Source organism: Streptomyces sp. NPDC051219 (assembly GCF_040682335.1).
GTDB lineage: Bacteria > Actinomycetota > Actinomycetes > Streptomycetales > Streptomycetaceae > Streptomyces.
The window spans coordinates 125,494-141,661 of the sequence record NZ_JBFBAS010000007.1 but is presented as its reverse complement, the minus strand read 5'-3'; the positions used below and the strand labels follow the sequence as shown (position 1 = coordinate 141,661).

The window sequence follows — 16,168 nt, the reverse complement described above, 5'->3', positions numbered from 1 at the left end:
TACGCTGCGGCCCCATGGATGCTGTTGCGAAGAAGATCGCAGTCGTGACGGGTGCAGGCTCCGGGATCGGCCGGGCGGTCGCACTGACCCTGGCCGGAGCCGGCTGGTCGGTGGCTCTGGCCGGCCGCCGCATGGAGGCCCTGGAGGCGACGGCCGAGGCCGCCGGACTCTCGGGCGACCTGCTGTGCGTACGGACGGACGTGTCCTCGCCGCAGGACGTGGCCGCGCTGTTCACCGCAGCGCGCGAGCGGTACGGCCGGTTGGATCTGCTGTTCAACAACGCGGGCACGTTCGGACCTGGCGGCGTGGCACTGGAGGACCTCCCCTACGAGGCGTGGCGCAAGGTGGTGGACGTGAACCTGACCGGCTCCTTCCTGTGCGCGCAGGCCGCGTTCCGGCTGATGAAGGATCAGGACCCGCAAGGCGGACGGATCATCAACAACGGCTCGATCTCCGCGCATGCGCCTCGGCCGAACTCGGTGGCGTACACCGCGACGAAGCACGCGATGACGGGTCTGACGAAGTCGCTGTCCCTGGACGGACGCCCGTACCGCATCGCGTGCGGGCAGATCGACATCGGCAACGCGGCGACCGAGATGACCGGGCGGATGCAGACCGGCGTCCTGCAGGCGAACGGACAGCTCGCGGCTGAACCGGTGATGGACGCGGCGGACGTCGCCCGGACCGTGCTGCACATGGCGGAGCTGCCGCTGGAGGCGAACGTGCAGTTCGCGACCGTGATGGCAACGACGATGCCGTACATCGGGCGCGGCTGAGGCGGCCTGCCCGGCCGGGAATGAGCGCGCGGCGGGCGTGGTTGCTCCGCCACATGACGACGAATGAGATCCTGCGCTACACCGCGTTCTCCGCCGACCCCGCGGGCGGCAATCCCGCAGGGATAGTGCTCGATGCGGCCGGGCTGGACGACCAGGCCATGCTCGCGATCGCGGCGGAACTCGGCTACAGCGAATCGGCTTTCCTGACCGCCCCGCCGGAGGGCCTCGGCGAGCCCGGTCGCGCGTTCACCATCAGGTACTTCAGCCCGAAGGCCGAGGTCTCCTTCTGCGGTCACGCCACCGTGGCGACCGCGGTCGCCCTGGGCGAACGCACAGGTCCGGGCGAGCTGGTCTTCGCCAGCCCCGCGGGTCCGGTCCCGGTGACCGTGACCGAGACCGACGGCGAGCTGCGCGCCACACTGACCAGCGTCGAGCCGCACGTGGAGGACATCACTGCGGAGGACCTCACAGAGGCGCTGGCCGCGCTGGACTGGCCGGCCGCCGACCTGGACCCGGCGATGCCGCCGCGGATCGCCTACGCCGGCGCCCGCCATCTCGTCCTGGGGGCCGCCACCCGTGGGCGGCTGGCCGATCTGGCGTACGACTTCGCCCGGCTCGAGGCGCTCATGCACCGACTGGATCTGACGACGGTGCAACTGGTCCACCGCGCGTCGGAGACCACCTTCCACGTCCGCGACCCGTTCCCGGTGGGCGGCGTGGTCGAGGACCCGGCGACCGGCGCGGCGGCGGCCGCGTTCGGCGCGTACGCGCGTGAGCTCGGCCTCGTCCCGGAGGAGTCGGTGCTCACCCTCCACCAGGGCGAGGACATGGGACGCCCGGGCGTCCTGACGGTGGAGCTCCGCGCCGGAGACCCGCGGGTGCGGGTGGGGGGCGCGGGGGCGCGCATCCCTGACGAGTTGTCCGGAAGGTTCTCATCGTCACCGCCGAGGCCGAGCGTTCGTTCAAGTGGAATCCCCAGGGAATCGAGCTCGTCATCCTGGTCGGGCTGATCTTCGTCATGGCGCTGGCCATTTTCGTCTGGCGGCACGCAACCCGGCCCCACGACTTCACGCTCTTCACGGGCACAGCGCGCCTGACCTGCCCGACAGGCGGGGCCTGACCCGAGGTGCAGGGACTTCCGGGCGGTGATGCAATGGCTGAGGTGCGTGAAAGCCGTGGAACGGCTCGGAGAGGTTCCACTCGGACGAGCCCAGTCGAGCCCAGCCCTGCGAGGAGTCGACATGAGCGCCGACGAGTTTTCCGAGATGGGTCCTGTCGACTATCTGGTCATTGAGTTTCCCGGCAACCGAATGACCGGCGAGGGCCTGCCTCTGCTGCTCGATCTGGTCGAGCGCCGAATCATCCGGATCCTCGACCTCGCCTTCGTCAGAAAAGAATCGGACGGTTCCGTCACCGGGATGGAAATCGCTGACATCGACGGCGACGGCCTGCTCGACCTGACCGTCTTCGAAGGCGCCTCCTCGGGCCTGCTCGGCGACGACGATCTTCAGGAGGCGGCCGCCGCTCTCGAACCCGAACGCGCCGCCGGAATCATCGTGTACGAGAACCTGTGGGCCGGTCCCCTCGCGGCAGCCCTGCGGCGCAGCGGCGCCCAGATGGTGGCCGGCGGACGGATTCCGGTGCAGGCTCTCGTGGCCTCACTCGAGGCCACCGAAAACAAGTCCGGTTCCTGAGGCAGTCCCCAGCGGCTGCTCGCGAGACTAAGGACAAAGCACATGCCTGGACTACTCCGGGGGGTTGCCCGCACCGCCGTCGTCGCCGGGACGGCGACCGCGGTCTCCAACCGTGTGTCGCGCCGACAGGCCGGCCGGTGGGCCGACCAGGATGCCCAGCAGGCCGGTCCCCAGCAGCCGGCCGAAGCGGCGCCTGCGCCCCCGGCCGCACCCTCGATGGAAGCCAAGATCGCCCAGTTGAAGGAGCTCGGCGAGCTCAAGTCCCAGGGCGTGCTCACCGAAGCCGAGTTCGCGGATCAGAAGAGCCGGATCCTGAGTTCCTGAACCGACTCCCCGATCGGGGCGCCCCCGTTCTCATCCCCCGTCACGACGGTCGGCAGCGGGCGCCGGCGCATGCTCCTGCCGGCGCTTCTCCGATGCGGCCTCGTCCCGTCCCGGGCCGCCGTCGTCCAGGAACTCACGGAGGGCGAAGGCCGCCAGTACGGCGACAACAAGCCACAGCACCACTTGCGTGGTCGGGTACGACCAGGTGACGAGGACGAGCACCGCGGCCAGCAGGACGGCCCCGCCGATCCAGCGCTTGTAGCGGTGGACGAACGTGCCCACCGGGCCCAGGCGCCCGCCGGCCCCAACGGCTTCCCGCACTGCGCCGATGCCCGTGGCGCAGGCACGGCGCACCGCGACCGCGGCCCGGGAGGGCCCGACGAGAAAGGCGCCGATGGCGGTCACCAACGCGACCGCGCCCACGACACGCACCGTGGCACGCAGGAATCTGATGAGTGTGTCGAAGACCGCGGCTGCCGCGGGCTGGTACACATGCGGCGGCAGCCGGTCGAGATAGATGGCGCGGAAGATCGTGAGGCCGGTGCCGAGCAACAGCATGGCGAAGGCGATGGAGAGCGCGACCGCGATGAGTGCGCGGCGGCGGTTGGCTGCCAGGAACACCGCGGCGGCGGCGATGAGCACGGTGATGACCGGGAGCCAGGTACCGAGGATCTGCAGGATCCGCACGTACGTCTTGACCTTGCCGAGGTCGTCCGAGGCGAACACGACGAAGTCGGTGTGCACCTCGGGGATCTTCGCCGCCCGGGAGAGGCCGGCGTTCACCAACTCGTCCTTGGCCTTGTCGACGATGGGGCCCACATCGATGGCGACCTCGTTGTTCTTCAACGAGACGGCGCCTCCGCCCTTACCGGTCAGCGCCTTGTCCAGAGTGGTGTGAGCGACTCGGTTGGCGTCGATCCACAAGGTCTCGAACACGTCGCTGGAGACGACTCGGCGGACCGTACTGCTGATCAGTTCCTTCAAACCGCTCTCGATCGGTCCGCTCAGCCCGCTGATCAGCCTGGCGACCTCGGGGCGTACTCCCTCCTGGGATGCCGCGGCGGAAAGTTCGTTCACCACGGCTTTCACGTCGATCTCCGCCAGGAGCGCGGCGGTGGCCCGATTGGTGACCGCCGTCTGCACCGCTGGATCGTCCGCCAACGGAGCGACCGTGGCGACATAGCGGTCGGTGTCCCCCACGATGCTGTCCGCCCACACGGCGACGACCGACAGGACGGACAGCACCGCGGCCAGGATGATCAGTACGGCGGAGAGCAGCGACCGGCCCCGGTGTCGGCGACGGCTTCCCCCCTCCAGGTCCGCGACACGACGCTGCAGGTCGTCCCACCGCGCTTGATCATCCGACGGCCGCTGGTCGCCGGCCGTGGAGCGGGCCGTTCCTTCGGAGTCGGCACCGACGGGCCGCCCGCTCGGCGAAGCAGGGACCTCCCGTCCCTGACTGGTGCCGGATGCATCCGGCTCGGACGAGTGGGCTGCCATGAAGCACTCCTGCGTCTGGTCCCGTGGGCCGCGAGCGGCGGAGCGCTCCGCCGCTCATCCAGGAGAAAGGCAACCCGCGGATCTCGCGACCGGAGCGGCGCCGACGGGTGTACGCCGGCTGCTCGGGCCCTGCTGACTCAGCTGGGGAAACCGTTGTGCTCGCGAGCCCCCGGCGTGCGGGGATCACGGGGGGTGATCGTTCGAGATGCGCGGTTCCGGGGACGCTGGTTCGCTGGTTGCGCTCGCTTCTTCCCCCACAGATCGAGGAGTGATCATGAGCGTTGCAGGTGAACCCGGCGGCCGTGCACAGCAGATGCGCGCCAAGGCGCAGGAGATGAAGGACGCGGCCGACCGCGCCACAGACCCTGAGGAGCGCAAGCGGCTGCAGGAAAAGGCCCGTCGGCTGCAGGAGCAGAGTGAGCAGGAAAGCGGCATGGGCAGCCAGAGCATGGGCACTCAGGGCATAGACCCCATGTAGTTCGGTCCTGCCATTCCCTCGCACCGACGAGGCCACCACCAGTGAGGCGAAGCCTGTGTGGTCGGCCGTGTGGTCGGCCGTGGGAAAACCGCATACGCGAACCGCCGCCCGCAAGCTCCGAGCTTGTGGGCGGCGGCCGCGATGCCGCCACGCCGGTGGCGCCCCAACGATCCCATTCCGCGCCGCTGGAAGGGGTTCGGCCTCCGCCCGGTTGCCCCCGTGAGACGGGACACACCGACAGAACCGGAGAAGTCCGTGATCGTGGAATGCATCCGCTACCGGATCACAGATCCGGCACGCCGGGGCGAGTTGGAACGCGCCTACGCGGCCGCGTCACAGCAGCTGGACCTCGCTTCCCAGTGCCTCGGTTATGAGCTCTCCCACGGCGTGGAGAAACCGGAGCGTTACGTATTGCGCATCGAGTGGACCTCGCGCGAGGAGCACGAACAAGGCTTCCGGGGCGGACCGTACTTCCAGGCCTTCCTCGCGGCCGTGCGCCCCCACATCGGCGACATCGAAGAAATGAAGCACTACGAACAGACCTACGTGACCTCCGTGAAGGGAGGTACAGAACGGATGTGCCGGTCCACTTCTGCTCGGTCATCGCCGACAGCAGCGGGAAGCAGGCTGCCTCGGTCTTGCCCCCCCGCCATCGGAGCCAGCAGTACGGCGTCCTGCCCCTGCATGAGCGGCGTGATCGCCCCCCGCTGCAGAGGGCGCAGATCGGGCCAACCGAGGGTGTTGACGAGACTCGTGCGGGTGGGGGCATGTCCTCCGAGACTCCACCGGGGTGGAGCGGAAGCCCGTCGGGCCGCGTTGACGATGTGTCTGAGGGTACCTGGCGGTACTGACAGTCGTACCGGTGGTCGCAGTGGCGGCAGCGGGCGCCGTGCCCGGTCTCCCCTACCGACGTCCGGATACCGGAGTGCATGGCCTCTGCCCTCTGGAGTCGGCACGGTCGACCTCGGTGGCGTCCGCGTCATCCCAGCGGATGCGGCCGGTGTCGGGGTTTACAGGCCGCAAGGGAGCCAGGCCAACGCAACGGCGACCAGAATCCCGTCGTCACTCTGCACCGCCCAATTTGGACATCGGACCGCTGCTCTGCGTGGTCGACGACGAGGACCGCGCCAGCGCCCGGCGGGTCTCAGTCCGGGAGCAGCACAAATCCTTCAGCAATGGCCTCGTCCACGAGAGCGTCCCACGTTCGATCGCTCGCTTCGGCAACGAATCAATCGCATAGCGCTTGCTCCATCCTGTCGGCTCAGCGGGCCCTCCGTGCGATACGAGAAGAGCCCACCGCAGCGGATCAAGAACCCTCCGCAGGCATCAGGCCGCCCTCCGACTCGACCAAGTCCCCGGCGGCGATCAACGCGTTGATGTCGCCCGTCAGCGCGTCCCGGATATCGGCTCCGAGCCGCGCCCATCCGAAGAATCGAGCAGCCTCCCGCAGCAGATCCTCGCGGTGCACACCCGGGCCTTCGTCGACCACGTTTCTGAGCACGAGCTGCCGCTCCGCCACGGGAACCTCCGCCACTCGTCGGGCGCACCGCTCCGTCGGTGTGCGGGCGAACTCCGTCTCGTGGCCGGGCCTGTCGTAGGCCGTACCGACGTGGACGATCTTGCCCTGCCTGAGCAGGCGGCGAAGAGCTCGATCGATGCGGTCGCGAACCACCTGGCCGGCTCGTCCGAGGCCCCACGCGAGACGGACCCTGGTGTAGATCACCTCCTTCTCGACGGGCCCTTCCGCCTCAACCACACACAGCGCCACGTCCGCCACCACGTCGAGGGCATCGGGGTCCTGCAGCTCCACGCCCCACATGCCCCGCCGGCTGCTCGACCTGTCACGTACCTCTGTCAACAGGTCAGGGTCGACGTCCTGGTAGGGACGGCTCCAGGGCGCAGGGCCGGCGTCGACCGTCACGAACTCCACTCGCGGGACTGCCGGACGACCTGCTGCCCCTTCTACAGACTCTCCGCGCCCCGCGCTCATGGGGCCGTCCACGGCCTCCGCCGTACTGTCACCGTTGCCAGGGTTGCCGCCGCTGCCGTCCACCCCCACGGGTGGCGCCACTCGCACCGCATGCGGGTCCTCCGCACACGCCGCCTCCACCGCGGCCCGCAGTCGCGCCATCGCATCCCGCCGGTTCCGATACCAGTCCGTACCCCAGATTCGGTGCAGCCTCCAACCCAGGTCGAGCAGGACCGCTTCCCTGAGCCGGTCGCGGTCCCGAGCCGCCCGCGAGGAGTGATACATGGCGCCGTCGCACTCGATGCCCAGCGCGTACGTGCCGGGCGCGCCCGGGTGCCGTACCGCCATGTCGATGCGGAACCCGGCGACCCCCACCTGCGGCTGGACCTCATATCCCCAGCCGCGCAGGACGTCGATGACCTCCTCTTCGAAGGGGCTCTCCGGAGCCGCGTCCGGCTCGGCGGCCTCCGTCTGGAGGATCGCAGGACCGTGCTGGGCGTACTGCAGGTACCGCTTGAGGTGCTGCACGCTCTTGTTGGCGCTGTCCGGCAGATCGCCTCCGTGGAAGGAAGCGACGACCTCCATGCGGCGCCGGGCGCGGGTCACGGCCACGTTGAGGCGTCGCCAGCCGCCCTCTCTGTTGATCGGACCGAATCTCGAGTCCATCTTGCCCCGGTGGTCGGGACCGTAGCCGATGGAGAGGATGATGACGTCGCGCTCGTCGCCCTGGACGGTTTCGAGGTTCTTGACGAAGAAACCGTCGAGCCGGCCCTCCGTGAAGTGGTGGTCGAGGTGCGGGCGGGCCGCCCTCGCCTTCTGCACCGCCTCCTCGATCGCCTCCGCCTGCGCCTTCGACAGCGCGACCACGCCGAGGGTGTGCTCGGGGCGGGTGTCGAAGTGGTGGATGACGCGCTGGGCCACCTTCGTGGCCTCGAGGGGGTTGTCGCTCCTCCCGCCGCGGTCGTAGACGCCGTCCGCCTTGATGAACTCCACACCGATGTCCGGTCCCTGTTCCAGCGCGCCCGGGAACGTGACCATGGAGTTGTCGTAGAAGTCGTGGTTGCTGAAGGCGATCAGGTTCTCGTGCCGGCTGCGGTAGTGCCAGCGCAGGGGCAGCCCGCGCAGGACTCCGCTGGCCTTGCACATGTCGAGTATGGACCCGAAGCCGTCGGTGGCGTCCTCGTCCCAATCGTCGCCGTCGTCGCTGTCGCCGGCCGCGGTGAAGAACGAGGTCGGCGGCAGCTGCTTCTGGTCACCCGCCACGATGAGGGCGTTGCCCCGGTAGACGGAGTTCACGGCGTCCTGGGGCAGCACCTGGGACGCCTCGTCGAAGACAACGACATCGAACTCGAAGTCTGGTGGCAGGTACTGGCTGACGGTCAGCGGGCTCATCATGAAGCAGGGCTTGACCAGCCGTACGACGTCGCGGGTCTGCTGCAGCAGGTGCCGTACGGGCATGTGACGACGCTGTTTCTCGGACTCGCGGCGGATCACGGCGGCCTGGCCCACCGATGTCCGGCGAGGGCGGCGGGAGTTGCACGCGGCGATGACCTCGGCGTGTGCCGCCGCCACCAGGTCCTGGTCCGCCCTCTGGAATCGCTCCACCAACTGGTCGCGTTCCACCGCCCGCATCGGCTTCAGCCTCTGGTCGGTGGCGAGCTGGTGCTCGACCCACGCGGTGAGCACCGCACGTTCCATAGCGGCGGGGAAGTCCTCGGCGGAAACCTCGCGGCGTGCGAGCTGGTCGGGCAGCCCGTCGAGGCGGTAGCGGCGCAGCAGGATCAGTGCGTCGGCGCACCTGGTCCACGCTTCCGGGCCGAAGGGGTCGCGGTCGAGGCGGGACAGGACGGACTGGGCAGCGGTGAGGGATTCGGAGAGTTCGCGTCGCAGCTCCTCAGCCTGCTCACGCTCGAAGTACCCGGCGAGTGCCTCGCGCTGACCGCTCCAGTCGCCGGCGCGGGCCGCGACGGACGGGTCGGCTGACGCGGCCAGCATCAGCCGGGCCGCCGCCCGGGGCAGGGGCGCGGAGTGGCCGCCGTGTGCGGTACGACGGACCTTTTGGGCCCAGTCCAGGGCATCCAGGATCGCATCACGGTCTGTCTCGGTGCCCTGGTAGAGGGAACCGAGAAGGCTTCGGTACGTGGCGTCGTTCTCCGCGAAAGAGGACTGGGCGTCGCGGGCGGAGACGACTGCGGCCACCGCTTCCCTGGCCCGCGACAGGGTGAGGCCCGTCTCCTCGTCCATGACGCGGGCGGTTGAGCGGATGAGGTCGGCCGCGTCCTCGAAGGGCTCCACGTGCGCGCGGAGCCAGCTCGCCGCCCGTTCGAGGGAGCAGGCGGCAAGCGCTGCGCCGACCGTCGCGAGGTGGGGCTGCCCGCTGTACCCCTGCCAGAGGTCCAGGTCACGGCGGATCTGGTCCGTCTGGGCGAGGAGTTCGCGCGGTACGGGGCGGCCGTCGGCCAGTACGTCGACGAGGTTGGTCCGGCGCGCTGGTTCCGTGAGCGTGTCGGGCGCGAGGCGGGCGATCAGCCGAGCGGAGTCCAGGGCGGCCCGCAAGGCCTCGGTGTGGGGGTGCCCTTCTGGGGCGTACCGGCCCAGCAACTCGCGCTGTTGCTCCGTGGCGTACGGGCCCGGTTGCTGTCGCGTCAGGTCAAGGCCGCGGCGCATGAGCTGCCCCATGGGCTCGTAGCCCGTCATGCCGTTGGGCGCCGCGTCGTGCAGGTCGTCCGCCTGCGTGTCGAGGCCCCGGTACCAGGGGCCGAGAAGGCTGCGGTCGGTTACGGCCTGAGCGGCGAACGCGGCGGTCTCCTTCTGTGCCGCGTGCGCGGCCGTGACCGCCGTGCGCGCACAGGCGAGCGTGTGCTCGGAACCGGGGCCACTGTCCCGGCGACCGACCGAGGCCACGGTGTGCAGCAGCGCGACGGCCTGCCGCAATGGGGCATGGTGGGCGCGCAGCCAGCGGGCGGCGTCGCCGAGCGGCTGCTTGGTGAGGTCGGCCGCATGCGGAGCCAGCGACGGGCTGTCCAAATCCCTTCGCCACGTGGCGAGATCGTTGCGCAGCGCCGTGCCCTGCTCGACGAGTGCGGGTCGCGGCTCTCGGCCGTCGGCCAGGTGAGTGGCGAGCAGACTCCGGCGGTAGGGGTCGGCGACGGTTTCCGGCGCGAGTGCGTGGACCGCTTCGGCGTGCGCCAGTGCCTTGCGCAGTGCCGGGACATCGGGCAACGCCGTGCCCCGATAGCGGCCGATCAACTCGGCGTGGGTCGTGGCCAGCGACCGCAGCTTCCGGTGCGCGGCGCACCAGGCGTCGGCGAGCGGCAGCTTGTCGTACAGCTCGCCGCGCCACGAGCCGCCGTGCGTCAGCCGGGCCACGAGCTTGCGGTCGGCCCGGATGCCGCTGGACAGCATGCCGGCGAATCCCTGGCGGCCCTCCATGAGCCGGCGGGCTGCTTCGGGCAGTTCGGGCGTGGAAACGACTTCGGGGAGGAAGGTGTCGCACGCCGCCTCCTCCGCGGCAGCCAAGTCTTCGGCGGCCGAGGAGATCTCCGCGACGGCTGCCTGGGCACCGGGAAGTGCCCGGGGATCGAGCCATGCTTCGAGCGTGCGGTCCGAGGCTGTGGCCAGCTCCACGAGCGTGGCCAGGTCCTCCGCCTCGGACGTCGCCTTCGGCCGGTCACACCCGAGGCGCTCGGCCACCGAGTCGGCATGCTCGGCGGCCATCTCAAGGGCATCGGCAAGCGTGTCGAACCGCTCGGCCAGCTCCGCGGCCTCGCGGCCGGTCAGCGACACGATGTCGGCGCCTGGCGGTTCCAGTGCAGCGAGGGCCTGCTCGTTGGCCGGTCGCTCGGCACTCACTTCCCAACGCAGTTCGGCCCACCCCGGGCCCGCGTGGTCCGTCGCGAGGGCCTGGGCGGAGAGTACCCGGTCCCGTCGTAGGAAGAAGTCGCTCAGTGCGTCGGCGGCGACCCCGACTGCCGCCTCCTCCGCCCGCGCGGGGCCTTCAGGGACCAGCCACTGCTCGAGAGGGCGGTGTTCGGTGCCGGCCACGGCGATCACGTCACACAGATGACGTACTTCCTCGGGGCTGCCGGGATTCGTCAGCCCGGTGAGGTGGCTGACACCGGTGAGGCTCTGCAGGGTCCGCTCCAGCACACCAGCGGTCGCGTCGAACTCCCCGGCGAGCTGTCGCGCTCGCTCCTCCGTGAGTCCGGCGAGGTCAAGGCCGCGCGGCGCCATCGCCGAGAGCGTCTTCTCGGCTTCCCCCGGCTCAGCCGTCAGCCTGGTGGACAGCTCCTGCCAACGCTCACCCACCGCCGCGCGGACGGCAGTGCTCGTACGCTGCACCTTGCGCAGTTCCGCCAGGAAGGCGTCGGCCCGGTCGTCCACCTCGTCGGCGAAGGCATCCGTGGTCAGCCACGCTTCCGGCACAGGACTCCGCACGTCGAGCAGCCGCAGGAGCGCGATCAGGCGGTCGATTCCGCTCTGGTCCGTGACGGGCACTCCCCCGGGCGCGAGATCCCGGTATCGGTCGACCGCCGTCGCGAGCGCGTCCCGCGCCGCCTGCGCCTGCTCCAGCACAGGACGTGGATGCGGCAGGCCGGCTCGCAGGTCACGCCAGGGGAACGACGGGTCGGCGACCGCCTCCCAAGCGTCGGAGATGGTTTTCGTCGCCTCGACGATCAGGCGCAGGTCCTCGTCACTGAGCGTCTCAGCGCGAAACGTCGCCGCTGCCCCCGTGGGGGTGTCGTCACCATGGCGCAGATAGGCCACCGGCGCCTCGGACAGCCGGCCGACCCGACCGAGCACGTCGTGCAGGGTCCGTCCCAGCGGGTCGCGGACCTCGTTCATCGCTTCGGCGTAGGCGCTGAGAGCGAGGCGCAGTCCCCTGGCCTGCGCCAGGGTCTGCTGTGACAGTTGCGGTGCGCGCGGCTCCTCCGCGAGCGCCCGGCCCAGCTCCTGGGCCACCGCCTTGCGGCTGGTGTTGTGGCTGTGGAGGGCCAGGGCGTACGAGTCGAGTCCGACCGACTTCAGCCGGTCGAGGACGACATCAAGGGCCGCCGCCTTCTCACTGACGAACAGCACACTGCGGCCCGCGTGCATCAGGCCGGCGATCATGTTCGTGATCGTCTGGCTTTTGCCGGTACCGGGCGGGCCGTCCAGGACGAACGACTGTCCGGCCACGGCCGCGGCGACGGCCTGCCGCTGCGAGGCGTCGGCGTCAAGCACCAGCGGGCTGTCCTCGGGCGGGCTCAGTTCGTCGATCCGGTCGAGCTCGATCTCCTCGAAGTCGAAACGGTCGGAGGCGAGTCCGGAATTCGGGCCGAGCGCCATCGCCCGTACGAGGTCACTGCCGAGGACGCGGTCCTCGTTGTCCAGCAGGTCCTGGTACATCGACTCCTTGTGGGAGGCGAAGAGTGCGAGCACCACGCGGTCGGAGATCTGCCATCCGGCCTTGCCCGCCACCGCGCGAGCCGCGGCGGAGAGCACCGCCTGCAGGTCCGAAGGGTCCTGTTCGGCGACCGGCGTCCAGTCGATGTGGAATTGCTGCAGCTTCACTTTCAGGGCCGGGTTGAGGCGCGGTTCCTCGTCGTCGCTCGCCCTGAGGCGGATCCGGCCGTTGCGCGCGCGCTCGATGGCCACCGGCATCAGGATCAGGGGGGCGTCGCTGGCCGACTCAGCCCCGTCCTCGCGCCAGCGGAGCATGCCGACGCCGAGGTTGAGGGTCCACAGGCCGTAGTCGTTGAAGACCTGCGTCGCTTTGGCGCGCAGGCTGTTCAACGCGCGCAGGAGGGAAGGCGCGGTGGTCTTCTGGGTGATGATTCCGTCGGTGCGGTCGCCCTTCTTCGCAAGGACCACATCGCCGGATCGCATACCCTCGCCGGCATCCGGCTCCTCGTCCGGGAGCGGCGCGAAGTCCCAGCCGCGGGCCAGGCGTTCGACGAGCTCCTGCGCGGATGGGGTCGCGATCTCCAGGGTCGCCGACTTGGTGTGGCGGAAATTGAGCAGCCGGTTACGGCCGCTCAGGTCCACCAGAGAGGTGCGCCAGCTCTCAAGCATCGCCTTGAGGCGGTCCAGTTCCTGGCTGCCCCCGAAGTCATCCGAGTTCGTCACGCTGGCCCCTGATGTTGTCGCTTCTGGGCCAACGGAGCACCTGCATCGACGGCAGTCCCCTCTGCCGCCAACGCGAAGCGCGGCCAGAGAAGTCCGTACTGTCCTGGTGGCCGCACGAGTCCCGCTGATCCCCCCTGGATGCGGAATTCTACGGTCAGCTCACCAATGCGTGAAGCGTTAACTACGTTCGAGAAAGTGAATGGAGCACAACCGACTCCATCGCCCGGTCCCACGACCTCGACGGCCGCCCGTCCAACGCGGGTGTCTGCTTCGACTCCTCCATTGGACACAGCCACCACAGGCCGTGTGGCGCCTCAGCCGTGCGGCGGACGGCCTGCGGCAACGAGACCAGGAGTTCGTGCCCCGCACCGCCGTGTGCGAGCATGCCGGAGTTGGGTCGTAGGCCTGATCGCGGGAATCCGGAAGGTTCTCATCGTCACCGCCGAGGCCGAGCGGAAATTCCAGTGGAATCCCCAGGGAATCGAGCTCGTCATCCTGGCCGGGCCGATCTTCGTCATGGCGCTGGCCACCCTGGTCTGGCGGCGCGCGACTTGGCCCCGTGAGTTCGCGTTCCCCAAAGGCATCGGTGCCTGACCCGCCCGGCGCGGGCAGCCCGGGGGTGACTGTACGGAGTCACGCTGCGGTTGCTGCTCCCGCGCCCACCGCGTTACCTGGAACGGGGCGGAGCGAGGCGCACGGAGCGCGAGGAGCGGTGATGATCACACAAGACCAGGTCGATCGAATTCTCCGGCTGGACGGGAACGGACTTCCATTGGTCTCGCTCTACGTCCCCGCGGAACCGGACAGGACGGGCCGCCGCGCGTTCTTGACCCGGGTGGCGAGCCTGCTGGACCGCATCCGGCCCCTCGCGGAGGATCGCTCACTTGAGCACGCCGCGCGGCTCTCGCTCCGCGACGACATCGCGAAGATCGAGAAATCGCTCGAGGAGGAGCCCCACAAACCGGGCGCTGTCGCCGTCTTCTCCTGCAGCGGCAACGGCGTCTACGAGCAGGTGTGGCTGCCGCGAAGCACCCGCGAACGCATCGTGGTGGACGCCGATCCGTACGTCCGTCCGATGCTGGGCGTGCTCGACGAGTACTACCGCACCTGCGCGGTCATCGTGGACAAGGGGACCGGCCAGGTCTGGGAGCACTACATCGACCAGGCCCGGGAGCTGGAGACGATCCGCGACCGTACGCTGCGCAAGCCCAACTACGCCGCGGGGCTCGCCGAGGACCGGGTCCGCAACAAGGCCGACGAGCTCAGCAAACGGCACTACCGGCGGCTCATCGGCGAGCTGAAGCAGCTGTTCGGGACCGGGAGCTTCGACCTGCTCGTCGTCGGCGGCCACCCTTATGAGGTACCGGTCTTCATCGAATTTCTCCCGCGCGAACTGCGGGACCGGCTCATCGGCAGCTTCACCGTCGACCGCGAGACCGCCACGCCCGCGGACATCAAGCAGAAGGTGCAGGAGCTCGTCTCCGACCACGCACAACAGGAGCAGCGACAGCTCGTCGGCGAGATCCTCGAAGCCAAGGCGGCCCGGCGGCCCTGCGCCGTCGGGCTCGACGAGACGCTGTGGGCGGCGTCGCTGGCCGCGATCCGGACGCTGGCGGTGGACGAGGATGCGGTCGCCCCAGGCGTCGTCTGCGACCGGGACGGGCTGCTTGCGCACTCGGGAAAGACCTGCCCGCTCTGCGGGGAGCCGCTGCGCGAGGTCCCCGACATCATCGACGAACTGACCGAGACCGTCATCGACGACGGCGGCGAGGTCCGGCACATCGAGCCGGAGACGGAACTTCGCGCGCACCAGGCCGGGGCACTGCTGCGCTTCGAACTTCCCCCGCAGTAGGCCCCCACGGTAGTCCGCCGGATCCCTTGACCACCTCGAAGAAGCGGAGTAATCATTGTAAATAGGACCGGTCAACCACGACAGGACTCCCTCGCGGAGTACCTGTCGGGCACCGGCCAGGTCCCCGGCGGCTTCTGAGCAACGCGTAATGGGTTGATCAGAATTTTCCGGGGACCGCCTGTGTGCAGGATGCCTTCAGGCCCGGATCGACGACCCGGGCCTTTGTGCTGTCTCCGGCTTCTGTTCCGCGCGGACAACTACTGACCGTAACCAATGCTCATGATCGCCAGATCTGCTCGGACAGTGGTCATGATCCGCCGACAGCGCTCACGGAATCGCGGATCCCGCACTCGGAGGCGCCGGACTCGGAGAGTGGGCCTGCAACAGCCGCGAGATCACGGAGGCCGCCGACTACGGCCTGCCCTCCCGCCGCAGGCGCGTCTACATGATCGCCACCCGGCACAAGACGGCCGAAGTCAGCAGGCCGACCGCCGAAGACACCGTGGCCGCCGCAGACGACGGCGGGAACTGCGCCTGCCCCGGCTGCTCGGCCGTCGCCACGCTCCTCGCCCTCCTCGAACACATGGGCAAGCACCTGGAAGCCTCGACGCCGAGCAGCGAGCGCGGCGACCCCCTTGGTCTCGCCGCCGGGCCGCGGCCGCCGACGCCTCTCTCCGGCGAATGTCAGTCGGTACGCCAGGCTGTTGACGATCAGACGAAGAGCGCTGCTCCACTCAGCAGGGCTGTCAGGGAGGTACAAGCCAGAAGGCGGCTGCGTACATCCTCAGACATCTCGACGGGACCGCACAGATGACCCAGGACATAGTCCGCCTGCACCAGGTCAGGCCCCATCGCCGCCAATCTCCGACCCCACTTTCCATGGCTACCCTCGTGGCTACTGTCGTAGCCGAGCGGTCCGGTTTGAACCGGTACGGAACGGAGTCCAGCCAAGTCCCGGATCTCAGAAAAAAGGGCCTCTGACCAGCCATTTCGCTGGTCAGGGGCCCATACAGGCAGACGAGTCGAGCTGTACGCCGGGTTCTGTCTCCGGCGGGCCTCGCGGCCCGCCAGGAGGCGGCCATCCATCTAGGGCCGGCGTTGCCGCCGGCCTCGTGCGGTCTACCCGCGGACTCGGGCAGGCAGCCCTCGATCGTCCGCGCAGGGCCGTCTTGCGACGACCCCTTTTGACCTTGCTCCGGGTGGGGTTTACCTAGCCGCCTGAGTCACCTCAGGCGCTGGTGGTCTCTTACACCACCGTTTCACCCTTACCGAGGACCGAAGTCCTCGGCGGTCTGTTTTCTGTGGCACTGTCCCGCGGGTCACCCCGGGTGGGCGTTACCCACCACCCTGCCGTGTGGAGCCCGGACGTTCCTCGGCAAGATCCAGGATCTTGACGCGGCCGCCCGCTCGGCTCGTCTGCCGTACCACCATCGTAGAGGGTCACCGGGCCTGCCATGCACTCCCGGC

General features: G+C 69.4%; 10 protein-coding genes, 1 other RNA gene and 2 pseudogenes. 9 read left to right on the top strand and 4 right to left on the bottom strand.

Annotated features, from left to right (window positions below; translation table 11 throughout):
- Nucleotides 1–14 precede the first annotated feature (14 nt).
- The 4 genes from AB0M62_RS11425 to AB0M62_RS11410 all read left to right on the top strand — a co-directional run bounded on the left by AB0M62_RS11425 (nt 15) and on the right by AB0M62_RS11410 (nt 2,794).
- Nucleotides 15–776 (top strand): SDR family oxidoreductase, encoded by a 762-nt coding sequence (locus tag AB0M62_RS11425; protein ID WP_366073912.1) that lies wholly within the window; start codon nt 15–17, stop codon nt 774–776.
- A gap of 53 nt (nt 777–829) precedes the next feature.
- Entirely contained in the window at nt 830–1,786 is a 957-nt protein-coding gene (locus AB0M62_RS11420; RefSeq protein WP_366073911.1) for a PhzF family phenazine biosynthesis isomerase, read from the top strand.
- Between the two features lie 231 nt (nt 1,787–2,017).
- The gene (locus AB0M62_RS11415) at nt 2,018–2,470 is read left to right on the top strand and encodes a DUF6325 family protein (protein WP_366073910.1); all 453 of its coding nucleotides are present in this window, start codon (nt 2,018–2,020) and stop codon (nt 2,468–2,470) included.
- 42 nt (nt 2,471–2,512) lie between these two features.
- The gene (locus AB0M62_RS11410; protein ID WP_366073909.1) at nt 2,513–2,794 is read left to right on the top strand and encodes an SHOCT domain-containing protein; all 282 of its coding nucleotides are present in this window, start codon (nt 2,513–2,515) and stop codon (nt 2,792–2,794) included.
- A 30-nt stretch (nt 2,795–2,824) separates the two neighbouring features.
- On the opposite strand, the gene AB0M62_RS11405 is transcribed toward AB0M62_RS11410, so the two are convergent.
- Nucleotides 2,825–4,294, bottom strand: a complete 1,470-nt coding sequence (locus AB0M62_RS11405) for a hypothetical protein (RefSeq protein WP_366073908.1) — start codon at nt 4,292–4,294, stop codon at nt 2,825–2,827.
- 274 nt (nt 4,295–4,568) lie between these two features.
- Between AB0M62_RS11405 and AB0M62_RS11400 the strand changes: the two genes are divergently transcribed.
- Nucleotides 4,569–4,772: a DUF6381 family protein gene (locus tag AB0M62_RS11400; RefSeq protein WP_366073907.1), complete on the top strand. Its 204-nt coding sequence runs from the start codon at nt 4,569–4,571 to the stop codon at nt 4,770–4,772.
- Between the two features lie 141 nt (nt 4,773–4,913).
- A pseudogene (locus tag AB0M62_RS11395) lies at nt 4,914–5,249 on the top strand (antibiotic biosynthesis monooxygenase); the annotation flags it as partial.
- Between the two features lie 85 nt (nt 5,250–5,334).
- Here AB0M62_RS11395 and AB0M62_RS11390 read toward each other — a convergent pair.
- A pseudogene (locus AB0M62_RS11390) lies at nt 5,335–5,518 on the bottom strand (DEAD/DEAH box helicase); the annotation flags it as partial.
- Nucleotides 5,519–6,078: 560 nt separating this feature from the next.
- Entirely contained in the window at nt 6,079–12,849 is a 6,771-nt protein-coding gene (locus AB0M62_RS11385) for a DUF3320 domain-containing protein (RefSeq protein WP_366073906.1), read from the bottom strand.
- 375 nt (nt 12,850–13,224) lie between these two features.
- Between AB0M62_RS11385 and AB0M62_RS11380 the strand changes: the two genes are divergently transcribed.
- The 3 genes from AB0M62_RS11380 (at nt 13,225) to AB0M62_RS11370 (ending at nt 15,515) form a co-directional block, all read left to right on the top strand.
- Complete coding sequence (locus AB0M62_RS11380; protein WP_366073905.1) at nt 13,225–13,443, top strand: hypothetical protein; 219 nt, start codon at nt 13,225–13,227, stop codon at nt 13,441–13,443.
- A gap of 121 nt (nt 13,444–13,564) precedes the next feature.
- Nucleotides 13,565–14,701, top strand: a complete 1,137-nt coding sequence (locus tag AB0M62_RS11375) for a hypothetical protein (RefSeq protein ID WP_366073904.1) — start codon at nt 13,565–13,567, stop codon at nt 14,699–14,701.
- A gap of 334 nt (nt 14,702–15,035) precedes the next feature.
- The gene (locus tag AB0M62_RS11370) at nt 15,036–15,515 is read left to right on the top strand and encodes a DNA cytosine methyltransferase (RefSeq protein WP_366074015.1); all 480 of its coding nucleotides are present in this window, start codon (nt 15,036–15,038) and stop codon (nt 15,513–15,515) included.
- A 200-nt stretch (nt 15,516–15,715) separates the two neighbouring features.
- Here AB0M62_RS11370 and rnpB read toward each other — a convergent pair.
- Nucleotides 15,716–16,116, bottom strand: an RNA gene (gene rnpB, locus AB0M62_RS11365) — RNase P RNA component class A.
- Nucleotides 16,117–16,168 lie beyond the last annotated feature (52 nt).